This is a genomic window from Pseudoalteromonas sp. meg-B1, assembly GCF_003173795.1.
Lineage (GTDB): Bacteria > Pseudomonadota > Gammaproteobacteria > Enterobacterales > Alteromonadaceae > Pseudoalteromonas > Pseudoalteromonas undina.
Map to the genome: position 1 here is coordinate 1,050,493 of NZ_QGQU01000001.1, position 13,962 is coordinate 1,064,454.

At 41.6% G+C, this 13,962-nt stretch carries 8 protein-coding genes; 2 read left to right on the top strand and 6 right to left on the bottom strand.

Features of this window, described 5'->3' with window-relative positions:
• Positions 1-40: 40 nt before the first annotated feature.
• From DK924_RS05100 to DK924_RS05125, 6 genes are all read right to left on the bottom strand, one after another.
• Positions 41-1,345, bottom strand: a complete 1,305-nt coding sequence (locus DK924_RS05100) for a PAS domain-containing sensor histidine kinase (RefSeq protein WP_109874498.1) — start codon at positions 1,343-1,345, stop codon at positions 41-43.
• Positions 1,345-2,673 (bottom strand): sigma-54 dependent transcriptional regulator, encoded by a 1,329-nt coding sequence (locus DK924_RS05105; protein ID WP_055012937.1) that lies wholly within the window; start codon positions 2,671-2,673, stop codon positions 1,345-1,347. Before DK924_RS05105 ends, DK924_RS05100 begins: the two co-directional genes overlap by 1 nt.
• Positions 2,674-2,758: 85 nt before the next feature.
• Positions 2,759-3,967 carry an ABC transporter permease gene (locus DK924_RS05110; RefSeq protein ID WP_109874499.1) on the bottom strand — a complete coding sequence of 403 codons (1,209 nt, stop codon included), beginning with the start codon at positions 3,965-3,967 and terminating at the stop codon, positions 2,759-2,761.
• Positions 3,968-3,977: 10 nt separating this feature from the next.
• On the bottom strand, positions 3,978-5,291 hold the full coding sequence (locus DK924_RS05115) for an ABC transporter permease (protein WP_010388609.1): 1,314 nt from the start codon (positions 5,289-5,291) through the stop codon (positions 3,978-3,980).
• Positions 5,292-5,294: 3 nt separating this feature from the next.
• On the bottom strand, positions 5,295-6,005 hold the full coding sequence (locus DK924_RS05120; protein ID WP_010388610.1) for an ABC transporter ATP-binding protein: 711 nt from the start codon (positions 6,003-6,005) through the stop codon (positions 5,295-5,297).
• Between the two features lie 35 nt (positions 6,006-6,040).
• Positions 6,041-7,297, bottom strand: a complete 1,257-nt coding sequence (locus tag DK924_RS05125) for an efflux RND transporter periplasmic adaptor subunit (RefSeq protein WP_010388611.1) — start codon at positions 7,295-7,297, stop codon at positions 6,041-6,043.
• 722 nt (positions 7,298-8,019) lie between these two features.
• Here DK924_RS05125 and gltB point away from each other — a divergent pair.
• Together gltB and DK924_RS05135 are read left to right on the top strand one after the other, a co-directional pair.
• A complete protein-coding gene (gene gltB / locus DK924_RS05130; RefSeq protein ID WP_008113153.1) occupies positions 8,020-12,477 on the top strand; it encodes a glutamate synthase large subunit in 4,458 nt (1,485 codons plus the stop codon).
• Positions 12,478-12,486: 9 nt separating this feature from the next.
• Positions 12,487-13,902 (top strand): FAD-dependent oxidoreductase, encoded by a 1,416-nt coding sequence (locus DK924_RS05135; RefSeq protein ID WP_013465171.1) that lies wholly within the window; start codon positions 12,487-12,489, stop codon positions 13,900-13,902.
• Positions 13,903-13,962 lie beyond the last annotated feature (60 nt).

Genomic DNA, 13,962 nt, shown 5'->3' on the forward strand with positions numbered 1-13,962 from the left:
CCCTAAATTGAGCAAGTTTTCATTCTTAAATAAGCAGTTATCAGGGTAAACTTACAAAAACACTGATCCCGCCGATTTCACGATTATGCAGGCTAATTTGCCCATGATGGGCTTCAACAATTTCTCGACACAGTGCCAACCCTAATCCACTTCCAGCTGCCTTGGTAGAATAAAAAGGGATGAGAGCACTGGCCATAACCGTTTCACTCATGCCTTTTCCTTGATCGCTCACATTAATATGAGTGCCGAGGTTATCTTGTGTTATTTTTAAACTAATATGCTCTGCTAGCGACTCTGATTCATGTGCGTTTTTCAACAGGTTAATGAGCAATTGTTCTATTTGGGTTTGATCGGCTCGTGTGATGATATCTTTTTGAAGGTCGAAATTAAATTGCCATTGGCTTTGTAATTGATCGAGTAATGAATGCCAATCAACCGTTGTTATTTTAGGTGGTGGTAGTTTAGCAAACTTTCCATAGCCTTGAACGAACTCGTTTAAATGCTTTATTCGCTCTTCAATGGTAGTGAAAACGCGTTGTAAACGAGGTTCATCCACTTTTTGCGTTAACAGCTGTGCACTATGTAACATGGATGACATAGGACCTAGTGAGTTATTGAGTTCATGGCTAATGATCCTAATAACCTTTTTCCAAACTTCAACTTCTTGGCGGCTCAATTCGCGGGTCAGCTGTTTAAATACAAACAACCTGTGGTGTTGGTTGTTAAGCAATAAGCGACCCATTGAAAGGTGCCATGTTTGCGGTTCTTGTTCTGCTTTATCGAGAATAAATAAACCATCTACGCCTTTATTAACGGCATTAATTATTTGCTGTGGGGCTTTAGACAATAATGGTGAGATTTTCTCGCCTTCAAGGGCTGTACTTGCATTAAAAAAATCTCTCGCACTATGGTTACTATAAACAATAAAATCATTGTCATTTACCAATAATACAGCTTGAGGGGCGTTTTGTAATACCTTATCAAGCATCAACTCTCGTTGGTAAACCCATTGCTTTTCTTGTCTTAATTGCTTTGCAGTTTGATTGTAAAGCTGACACAAATGACCTAATTCATCATTATGGTTATAGGCCAGTAAAGTCGATAGTTCCCCATCTTTAAAATTTAATAAGCCAGTTTCTAATGAAGTAATACCTTGGACCAGTTTACCGCTGAGTCGATGAGCCAATAAGCTACTTAGAGTGGCTGTGAAAATAACACTTACTGTTGTTTTTATAGCGTCAACACCCAGCAGCCAACAACAGATAAAAACAGGGATCACAGAGGAAAATACACATACTAAAATCACTTTAGAAGTTAAAGAGAAGCGGTATCTTGATTTTTTCATCAGTAGGCAATCTCAAACTTATCAAGACGACGGTAGAGTGCTTGTCGGCTGAGTCCAAACTCACGTGCTACTTTGGCAATCACCCCTTTATGTAAACGCATGGCATCCTCAATTTGTTGTTTGTTAGGCTCTACTTTTTGAGTGTGTGTTTGAGGCGTAATAGGAGTTAAACCAAAGTCGTCGATGCTTATCTCACCGCTGGGTTTGAGCACACTGACACGTTTACATGCATTTTCAAGTTCACGAACATTACCGGGCCATGAATGGGCTAAAAGTAGGTTTTCGCATTGTAAGTCCAGCTCACGTTCTACTAAAAAATGACGAATAAGAGGAAGTATGTCATCCGGTCGCTGATTAAGACTTGGCAGGTTAAGTTCAATTACATTTAAGCGGTAGTATAAGTCTTCTCTAAACAGCCCTTTGCTGATTGCATCTGTTAGGTTTTCATTGGTCGCTGATATTACACGGACATTAACTTTTCGGGTCTGGGTTGAACCTAAGCGCTCGAATTCTCCCGTTTGTAAAATCCGTAGGAGCTTCATTTGTCCTGATAAAGGGAGATTACCTATTTCATCTAAAAATAATGTGCCACCATCAGCCGCTTCAAATCGACCAATCCTTTGTTTTGTGATCCCTGTAAAAGCACCTGCTTCTGCACCAAATAATTCTGCTTCTATTAGTTGATGGGGAAGGGCACCTGCATTGACCGTAATAAACGCAGCATTTTGGCGAGGTGAGTTTGCTTGAATAATTTGTGCTATGCGCTCTTTACCACTGCCATTTGGGCCTGTTATTAATACAGAGACATCAGATTTGGCGACTTGTAATGCCATTTTAACTAATTGCTCCATGGCCGTACTGCGATAAATTAAACCTACTAAATTAGCATTTTCTATAGATGCCTCACGCTCTTGCTGGTGGCGCAATAAGGTTTGATTTTGTTTTTTGGTCTTTCCTAGTTCAATTAGGTTATTAACACAGGTAAGAAGTTTGGCATCATCCCATGGTTTTGGTAAATAATCAGCCGCACCGGCTTTGACAAGTTCAACGGCTGTTTCAAGCTCGGTCCATGCAGTGATCAGAATAATGGGCAGATAGGGATTTAGCTCTCTGAGTTGATAAAAGAGTAACTTTCCCTCTTCTCCTGAAGTTGTGTCGTTACTAAAGTTCATATCTTGAAGTACAAGTGCAATACGCTGGTATTGCACAATTTGAATAGCTTCAAATGGGCTATTTGCAGTAACCACTTTATAGTCGTGAATCTCTAGCAATAATGACAAAGCATCTAAAATTGCAGGATTATCATCAACGATAAGTATTTTTTCCATGTTAATTTAATCGCTGTTTATTATTATTTAAATATTGAAAATGCTACACCGCGTTTAGCCAGTGTAGCATAGGTTGGGAGCTGTGCTATATGGTTCGGGTTGCGATACTCGGCGAAATATTTGCCGCGCGTTTAGCTGGGCCAAATACAGCCAAAAGACTCATTGTAAACACCATGACTGCCGTGACAGCAATATAACCTGATGGTAATGCCGCTATTGAAAAATGTTGCATTAATAACTGACCGAGTAAAAGTGCTGAAATAGCACCTAAAAATAAGCCAGCAATGCAAATCAGCGCATTTTCAACTAAAAAATAATTAACAATTGCAGATTTACGAGCGCCTAAAGCACGACGGGTTCCAATTTGCTTGGTACGTTTGTTTATATTAAATAGCGTCAAACCAAAAATGCCCAGTGCGGTTACCAATACCAGTATGGTTATGAGCACAATTAACATACGCATCATAAGTTTATCTGCAGCCATGTATTGATCTTTAAGTTCATCAAGACCTTTAATATTGTTGATCACCCGCTTGCTATAATTATTTAGCATCGCATTTTCGATTTGTTTCATTACAGCTGCGCGTTGTCCTGGCTTTGTTCTTACAGCAAATTGTGCGTAAGTTTTGCCTTGAATATACGGAATAAGCGCGACATTATTGGGGTGACTATCTTTTAGCCAAGGGCCTTTCATTGGCGCTGTGATCCCAATAATTTGTAGGGGTAAGTCACCAAAATAAACGGTCTTACCAAGGCCATCTCCCTTAGGGAAAAGCTCATTGGCTAACGCCCCGGTAACGACTGTGACATTGGTTGTTCTATCTGTTGGTGAATTTGTAATGAGTACTTCAGCCTCAGTAAAATTACGCCCAGCAATTAATTTTACACCATATGTGTCTAGGCCGTGCTCATCAATAAAAAAGTAAGCAGTGCGCACATTTTTGCTTTCTTGTGGTGCAGGTTTTAAATTAAAGCCGGAAGCGCTGCCACTACCAGATAACGGAATACTGCTACTTTGCGCTGCACTCTCAACCCCTGGTAGGGCTCTTAACATGGCTTCATCTAGTTCAAACTGCTGGCTAGCATCAACGTCTTTCCCAAAGGTCATCACATTGAACTTAAACAAGTCTTGCTCTGGATAGCCGGTTTCTTGGTTTAAAAAAGCGATTCTATCTTGAATGATAAACGCCGCATTGCTGACAATGGCTGTCGTAATTGCAATTTGAATTAAAAGTAATATTGCGCCTACCTTTGAGCGGCAAAGGGCATGAAATATTGGTTTTATTTCTAACATGATTAGCTCCTCATTGGCTCTTAAGGTAAATGGCAGGGTTGGTTTTACACACTAGCCAAGCAGGGTAAAGCCCAGCAATAATGCAAGTAGTTATTGCGATAACTGGGGCACTTAATAACATGGCTAAATCCATCGTGGCTATGTTTTTGTAATATTCGTAACTTTGCCTTACCCCGAGAAGGCCAATTTGTGCAAGTACAATACCGAGCAACCCGCCGATAAAACCAAGCATGGCTACTTCTACTAAATGCTGTAGAAAGACTTGTCGCTTACTTGCCCCGAGTGCTCGACGCACGCCGACTTCTGGAGCACGGCGTAAAAACTTTGCTAGTAATAATCCTAAAATATTAGCTAAACACACCGCTAAAAACATAAAGCTTAAACTAACCAGTATTTTGTTATCTTCACTAACGACATTGTTGTATTCCATCCATTGGTTTACATCACGTAGGCTATATTCAGGTTTCTCTCGCGTGAAGCGGCCACGTTTTTTTTGCTCTTCAATGTAAGAGGTGAGGTAATCACCGTAAGCGGTTTTTTGCTCTGGTGTATCAAGCTGAGCCCAAAATTGGATCCACACTATTTCCGATTGCAATCTATCGGCATAGGTATTTATATTTTCATGTTTCCAGCCATTGCTATTGCCCCAGCTGGTGAGCTCTTTTGCTTTAATTAAACTAAAGGGTAAAAATAGGTCTGCTATTTTATCAAAAGCGCCGTTATTTAAATCGTAATATTTAAGGTTGAGGGGCCAGTCATCAATAACACCGACAATTTGGTAGCTATCGTCATCCAAATAGACTAGTTTGCCGATGGAGTTTTCACCCGCAAACAACTTATCGTTCAGCTCTTTTGAAATCACCAAAACAGGGGCTGCAGATTGCTCTTGTTGTACACTCCACACACCGCCATAAATAAATGGCACATCAAACATGCTAAAAAAATCGGGTGTGGTCATGCGTGCTTCACCAGTAAACGGCTTAACTTTATCTGAGTCTAAATACACCGAGAAGCCAGTGCGCATCATGGCCACTTTTTTATCTGGAGTAGGCGCATTATGTAAATTTACGGCATCTTGATAAGTCAATTGCATGGGGATATCGTCACCCGTCCACCACGTGTGACCTTCATCCATGGTTTGTAATTGTACGTTATACAATTGACTGCTTTTATGCGGGATCGGATCTGCTGACATCATATGATAAACGCTTAAACTGGTCATGGTTACACCAATCCCAATGGCAATCGCCAGCACCATTAAGAAACTCACCAGAGGAGTGCGCTTAAAGCTACGCCAACTTAAATCGAGGTAATGTAATAGCATGGCTTACGCTCCTGCAACATTTTTAAGGTTTTGTGCGCCTTGATACAGCGTAAAGTCGGCAAGTTGTCCATCGACCACCTGAATGTTTCTTGGCGCTCTGCGAGCAAGCTCAGGATCGTGGGTCACCATAATGATGGTCGCGCCATCGCGATTGATTTGTTCAAGCAGCTCCATTACTTGACGAGCCATAAGGCTGTCGAGATTACCGGTTGGTTCATCGGCAAGTAAAAATCGTGGCTCGCCAGCAAGCGCGCGTGCTATGGCTACTCGTTGTTGCTGTCCGCCAGAGAGTTGCTGTGGCAAATGTTTTGCCCGAGAGGCAAGACCAACTTGTTCTAAACATTTTTCAATGCGACGTTTACGCTCTGCGGCTTTAATACCTCTATAACGTAGCGGTACTTCAATATTTTCATATAAGTTTAAGTCAGGTATTAAATTGAACCCTTGGAAGATAAAGCCTATTTTTTGATTTCGACAATCTGCGCGCTGGTTATCGTTTAACTTACCTACATCAATTCCATCAAGTAAATATTCACCTGCAGAGAAGGGTTCTAACATTCCAGCTATATTTAAAAAGGTCGTTTTTCCTGATCCGCTAGGGCCTGTAACAGCAATAAATTCGCCTTCATCAACGTGTAGATTAAAATCACGTAATGCATGGGTTTGAACCATTTCTGTTTGATATACTTTACTTATATTATTCATCTTTAACATGCTTTTTCCTTTTGTTGTTTGGTTCTACGCGATTGTTAGCGAAGTAATAATGTGTGTGTGTGTTTGAAACTGTTATAGCTTGAGATAATCAATTCATCGCCAGCTTGAACCCCTGAGATTAACTCAACCGCATTAATGCTGGTTGCACCAATTGAAATATCAATGAGCTGAGCTGTATCACCGGTAATTTTATAAACCTGTGTACCGCCTTGTTGTAAAAATGCCCCACGCTTAACTTGTAAAACATCGTCACGATTTTCTAATAAAATACGTGCTGTTAATCGTTGGTTTTGTCTGATACCCGTCATGTCTTTGTCAAAACGTACACGCGTTGTGACTTCTCTATTATTTACTTCTGGTGAAATGGCAGAGAGGGCGCCCATCACTTTGCTAGCGCCCATTGTTATCTCTACGTCCATACCTAAACCAAGCTCATTTGCATAACTTTCAGGGACTTGTAGCTCTGCTTCAAAATTACTCAAATCAACTAAAGTCATTAATGGTTGGCTTTGTGTTACCGCTTCTCTTTGTTGAACTAGTAAGTTACCTACAATCCCTGACACAGTGGCTTTAATTGTTAAGTTATTAACTTTACGAAGTAGATCATCGACAATCAGTTGTTGACGAGTGACATCTCGTTTAGCGGCCTGTAGTTCAAAAGCAAGTGTATCTTTGGACAATTCAACTTCTTGCTCTGCATGTTTATAAGAGAGTTTTGCACGGGCAAGCTCATCAATGGCTTTTTCGTGATCAATTTGACTGATCACATTTTTTTGCATTGATAAGGCCGCTCTGCGATTTTCTCTATCGGCAGCGTTTAACTCTACTTGTGCTAGATCAAGTGCTTTATTTAAGCTTAATGATTGGCGGCGTGCCTCAAGGTGTTTACGTTGTAGCTCGCCCTCAAGACGAGCTAAAACAGACTGTTGCTGCTTTAATTCGTTTGTGAGCTCAGGACTATCAACCATGGCTATTACATCATGCAGTTTTACTGAGTCACCAGCATTAACTTTCAATGAAACAAAGCCTCGTTCAGGGCTGTAAACTTTTGGTGCTCTGGCGGCCACAATTTTACCGCTGGCTGCAACATCGCGTATTAGCGATTGGCGCACCACCGTGGCTATTTGTAGGCTTACTCTATCAACCGAGATAGTACCTTCTTGATCAGCATTTAATAGTGCATATACACATAGAGCAACTAGGCCCACAATAAATATAAACAGCCTGATGTATTTTTTAAAATTTATAGGTCGTGAGATTTGCGTGTCTTGCCCGCTAGTGTCTTTAATCATTATTCATTCTCTTAGTGTTTTTCAAACACAGTAATCATTAGCGAGGCAATAAACAGAATAATTGGTGAAATTAAAAATAAGCCAATAGTAAACATTCGAACATCCTCAAAATTTATATAGTTATGCTGTATTCGAATAGCATGCCATTTTTTATCTTATTGAATTTATTTGATTTTTAACTTTATCCTTTTTGTTTTACATGTCCGCGGACATAAAAAGTGTCCACTGCGGGCACTTTTTTGATTTGTCTATGGGATGAGGTTACCTCAACGTAAAGCAAAGCAAGTTGTTAATTAATGCATAACATGAGGGGAGCGTTTAAATCTATTGAATAAACTATGCGCTAATAGAAGCCGCTGTAATTAAATGTCGTGTTCAGATGAATTACTAATACAGCACAAAAGAGGAAATAGCCCCTAGTGAATAGTTATTCATTTTTAGCTCACCTTACGTTTACGTAAACTGCTAGTCGCGCATGCTTTTTGTTTACAAGTTTTTAAAAATAACACCGGTGTCAATCTATTTTTCGATTCGATATCTATGCAAATGTTAATGGGTGGCATTATTTTATGATTTTTAATTAAGTTGAAATATATTCAATATAATGAATATGTATTCATAAAAATATTGACTCAAGGGTGGAATAACGCTAATTTTGTTCGTCTGTTAGCAAATCGTCGAGCCGTTCATCCACGTTAACAGCGCAGCAAGGGGAGGGGTCCATGTTATATGACTCAAAACTAGAAAAAGATAATTGTGGCTTTGGCTTAATAGCCCAAGTTAATAACCAAGCGAGTCACCGACTCATTCGTACGGCGATCACCGGTTTAGATCGCATGCAGCACCGCGGTGGTATTTCTGCTGATGGTAAAACGGGTGATGGTTGTGGCTTGTTATTACAAAAACCAGACAGCTTCTTTCGGGCTATTGCTGCCGAGAATAATTGGCATTTAGGTAAAAATTACGCCGTTGGGATGATCTTCCTCAATGCTGATCCGGTACTAGCACAAGCAGCCAAAGATGTTTTAAGCGAAGAACTAGAAAAAGAAACGCTAAATATTTTGGGCTGGCGTGTGGTTCCAACTGATCCATCAATGTTAGGACCTATTGCTCTAAAACAATTGCCAGGTTTTGAACAAATTTTTATTAGTGCGCCAGAAGGTTGGCGTTCTAAAGATTTAGAACGCCGCTTGTATGTTGCACGTCGTCGTGCAGAAAAGCGTCTAATGGACGATGAATCATTTTATATTGCGAGCTTATCTGGGTTAGTCACAATATATAAAGGCTTAATGATGCCTGCTGACTTGCCTAATTTTTATCTTGATCTTGCGGATATTCGCATGACTAGTGCTATTTGTGTTTTTCATCAACGCTTCTCTACAAACACACAGCCTCGCTGGCCTTTAGCGCAACCATTTCGTTATTTAGCGCACAATGGTGAAATTAATACTATTGAAGGTAACCGCCAATGGGCACGTGCCCGTTCTTATAAATTTGCTTCGCCACTTATTCCTGATTTACAAAGCGCAGCGCCTTTTGTTAATGAGACAGGGTCTGACTCATCTAGCCTCGATAATATGCTGGAGCTATTTTTAGCTGGTGGTATGGATTTATTCCGTGCGATGCGCATGCTAGTGCCGCCAGCATGGCAAAAAAATCGAGCTATGGATGACGACTTACGTGCGTTCTATGATTTTAATTCTATGCATATGGAACCGTGGGATGGCCCTGCAGGCATTGTTATGTCTGATGGGCGCTTTGCAGCCTGTAACCTAGACCGTAATGGTTTGCGTCCAGCGCGTTATATTATTACTCAAGATGGTTTTATTACTTTAGCTTCTGAGGTGGGAATTTGGGATTACACCGCTGACGAGGTGGTAGAAAAAGGACGTGTTGGCCCAGGCGAGCTACTCGTTATTGATACCAAACTCGGAAAAATTTGGCATTCAGATGAAATTGACCAAGACTTAAAATCACGCCACCCTTATAAATCGTGGTTAGAAGAAAACGTTAAACGCTTAACACCTTTTGAAGCATTGACTGAGCAAGATGCAGGTAATCGCTCATTCGATGATGCAACTCTAGTCAAATACCAAAAGATGTTTGGCTATACTAACGAAGAGCTAGACAGCGTCATTCGTGTTATGGGTGAAAATGGGCAAGAAGCCACTGGCTCAATGGGTGACGATACGCCGTTTGCCGTACTGAGCGAAGGGCATCGTTCACTTTATGATTATTTCCGTCAAAAGTTTGCTCAGGTTACTAATCCGCCAATTGATCCGTTACGTGAAAACCATGTAATGTCGTTGGCAACGTGTATTGGCAGTGAGCAAAACGTATTTAATGAAACAACAGGGCACGCCAAACGCCTGCAATTTGATACCCCTATTTTAATGTACGCTGATATGCAGCAGCTACTTAACGCCGATGAAGCACACTACAGCTATTGTAAGATTGATATTACTTACACCGTAGAAGAAGGCCTTGAGAATGCGGTTAAGCGTATCTGTGATGAAGCACAAGCAAAAGCCGCATCTGGCTGCATTATGCTGGTATTAACGGATCGTAACTTTGATGACAATCAATTACCTATTCCTGCAGCTATGGCGGTGGGTGCGGTACAAAAACGCTTGGTAGATAATAACTTACGCTGTGAGTCTAACATCATTATTGAAACCGGCAGCGTTCGTGACGCGCATCAATTTGCGGTTCTACTTGGCTTTGGTGCAACCGCAATCTACCCGTATTTAGCGTATGAGTCACTTGTGGCCATGAGCGATAGTAAGGTAATTAATAAGTCATACTGCGAAGTGACACTGGCTTATCGTCAAGCAATTAATAAAGGCTTGTACAAAATCATGTCGAAAATGGGTATTAGCACCGTGGCTTCATATCGTTGTTCGATGTTGTTTGAAGCGGTTGGCTTATCGGACGCGATTGTTGAGATGTGTTTTAAGGGCGTTGCAAGTCGCATAAAAGGGGCGTGTTTTAGCGACTTCGATGACGATCAGCAAAGCTTGCATAAACTGGCGCTTAGTAAACGTAAATTATTAAGCCATGGCGGTTTATTTAAATACGTTCACGGCGGCGAGTATCATGCTTACAACCCTGATGTGATTCAAACGTTACAAAAAGCAGTACGTAGCGGCGAGTATAGTGATTACAGCGAATACGCAAAGCTAGTTAATCACCGTCCAGTCGCGACTTTGCGCGATATGTTGGCTTTAAAACTGCCAGAAAAGGGTATAAGCATTGATGAGGTAGAGCCTGCCGCTGAGCTTTATAAACGTTTTGATTCTGCAGCGATGAGTATTGGTGCATTATCACCAGAGGCGCATGAAGCACTAGCCATTGCTATGAACCGTTTAGGTGGTTGCTCAAATTCTGGCGAAGGTGGCGAAGATAAACTTCGTTACGGTACAGAAAAAAACTCACGGATTAAACAAGTGGCCTCAGGTCGATTTGGTGTAACACCTCATTATTTACGCAGTGCGGATGTCATTCAAATAAAAGTGGCTCAAGGCGCTAAGCCGGGCGAAGGCGGGCAGTTACCAGGTGAAAAAGTAACGCCCTATATTGCCAAGCTTCGTTACTCGGTACCAGGCGTGACACTAATTTCACCGCCACCGCATCATGATATTTACTCTATTGAAGATTTAGCCCAGCTTATTTTTGATTTAAAGCAAGTAAACCCGAATGCACTGATTTCAGTAAAACTGGTATCTGAACCGGGCGTAGGAACAATTGCAACCGGTGTTGCAAAAGCGTATGCCGATCTAATTACTATCTCAGGCTACGATGGTGGCACAGGTGCAAGCCCCTTAACCTCGGTTAAATATGCTGGCAGCCCATGGGAGCTTGGCCTTGCAGAAACGCAACAAGCACTTGTCGAAAATGGCCTTCGTCATCGTATTCGCCTGCAAACAGATGGGGGGTTAAAAACCGGGCTTGATATCATCAAAGCAGCCATTTTAGGCGCTGAAAGTTTTGGCTTTGGTACCGGACCCATGGTGGCGTTAGGCTGTAAATACTTACGAATTTGTCACTTAAATAACTGTGCTACTGGTGTGGCAACCCAAGACGATACACTGCGCCAAAAGCATTATCACGGCTTACCAGAAATGGCGATGAACTACTTTAAGTTTATAGCTCAAGAAGCGCGTGAAATTATGGCAAGTTTAGGTGTTGCAAACCTAACCGATTTGATTGGTCGCTTAGATTTACTCGAAGCCATTGAAGGCAAAACAGCCAAACAGCAAAAAATAGATTTATCAGCGGTTATCGCTCAGCCGAACAACCCAACGGGTGAAACACTGTTTTGCAGTGCACCAAATAGCTCGCACTATTTAGGTGAATTAAATGAGAGCTTGCTAGGCAAGGCAAAAGAGGCAATTGATAATTCAAGCGGCATTTCATTAGTGAGTCGTATATGTAATACCGATAGATCGGTTGGCGCAATGCTTTCTGGTTATATTGCTGATAAGCACGGTAATCAAGGTATGGCAGCAGATCCAGTGGTGATTGAACTTCATGGTACAGCTGGCCAGTCATTCGGGGTATGGAATGCTGGCGGCCTTGAAATGACTCTAGTTGGTGATGCTAACGATTACGTTGGTAAAGGGATGGCGGGCGGTAAGCTAGTCGTTCGCCCACCACTGGGTTCGTCATTTGAAAGTCACAAAGCAACCATCGTAGGTAATACCTGTTTATATGGTGCCACTGGCGGTAAATTGTTTGCAGCCGGATGTGCTGGTGAGCGTTTTGCTGTGCGTAATTCGGGTGTGCAAGCTGTTGTTGAAGGTGTTGGTGATAATGGTTGTGAATATATGACCGGTGGTGTGGTATGTGTACTTGGTAATGTAGGAGTTAACTTTGGTGCAGGTATGACCGGTGGTTTTGCTTATATTTTAGATGAACGAGGTGATTTTGAGAAACGCATTAACCCAGAGTTGGTTGAAGTGGTTACTTTAGATGATTTGAGTTCACATCAAGAGCATTTACGCGGCTTAATTGCTGACCATTTAGAGCTAACAGGCTCATGCAGAGCAGAAACTATTTTAGCTAACTTTGAACTTTATTTACCGATGTTCAAATTAGTAAAACCTAAATCAAGTGACGTAAAAAGTTTACTCGGGCATCGCGCTCGCAGTAGCGCCGAACTACGTGTTCAGGCGCAATAAGGGGGCAGTATGAGCGAAAATGTATATCAATTTATAGACGTGCAGCGTGTAGACCCACGCAAGAAACCAATCTCGTCGCGTAAAAAATCGTTCGTAGAAATTTATGAACCCTTTTCAGAAAACCAAGTTAATTCACAGGCAGATCGCTGCCTTGATTGCGGTAACCCCTATTGTGAGTGGAAATGTCCAGTACATAACTATATTCCACAATGGTTAAAACTGATCCGTACAGGGCGCATTTTAGAGGCCGCTGAGCTTTCGCACCGTACTAACAGTTTGCCAGAGGTGTGTGGAAGAGTATGCCCACAAGACCGCTTATGCGAAGGCTCATGTACGTTAGATGAAGAGTTTGGAGCGGTAACAATCGGTAATATTGAAAAATATATCACCGATACCGCGTTCAAAATGGGCTGGAAACCAGATATGTCTTATGTGACATGGACTGATAAAAAAGTTGCCATTATTGGTGCTGGACCAGCAGGGTTAGGCTGTGCTGATATTCTAGTACGTAATGGCGTAAAGCCTGTGGTATTTGACCGTCACCCTGAAATTGGTGGGCTGTTAACCTTTGGTATTCCTTCTTTTAAATTAGAAAAAGAAGTCATGCAAAAACGTCGCGAAATATTTACCGAAATGGGTGTTGAATTTAAACTTAATGTCGAAGTAGGCAAAGACATTAGCATGGATGAAATTCTTAATGAGTATGACGCTGTATTTTTGGGAGTGGGGACTTATCAAAGTATGCGTGCAGGGCTTGAGAACGAAGATGCACCGGGGGTGCATGATGCCCTGCCATTCTTAATTGGTAACACTAATCGTGTTATGGGTTACGATGAGTCTAAACAAGCTTGCATTGATATGGCAAACCAAAAAGTAGTGGTACTAGGTGGTGGTGATACAGCAATGGACTGTGTGCGTACCTCCATTCGTCATAACGCGTTAAAAGTAACATGTGCTTATCGTCGTGATGAAGAGAACATGCCTGGTTCAAAACGCGAAGTAAAAAATGCAAAAGAAGAGGGCGTAATTTTTACTTATAACGTTCAGCCTAAAGGGATTGTACTTGATGACAAAGGTGCTGTAGCCGGCGTTAAAATGGTAAAAACTCAGCTTGGCGAGGCAGATGAAAACGGCCGCCGTCGTGCTGAAGAAGTCCCCGGATCAGAGCACATTATTGAAGCCACACAAGTGATTATGGCATTTGGTTTTAAGCCACATAAAATGGACTGGTTAGAACAGTACGATGTAGAAATTAACCACTGGGGCGGTATTAATGCACCTGAGCAAGGTGAATTTACACATCAAACCACTAATCCTAAAATATTTGCTGGTGGTGATATTGTTCGTGGTTCAGACTTAGTGGTTACTGCTATATTTGAGGGGCGTAATGCTGCAGAAGGCATTATGGATTATTTAAAAGTGTAAATAATTCTTTTGTTAGAATGGAGTCAAAAGCAAACCTTCGGGTTTGCTTTTTTATTCCCT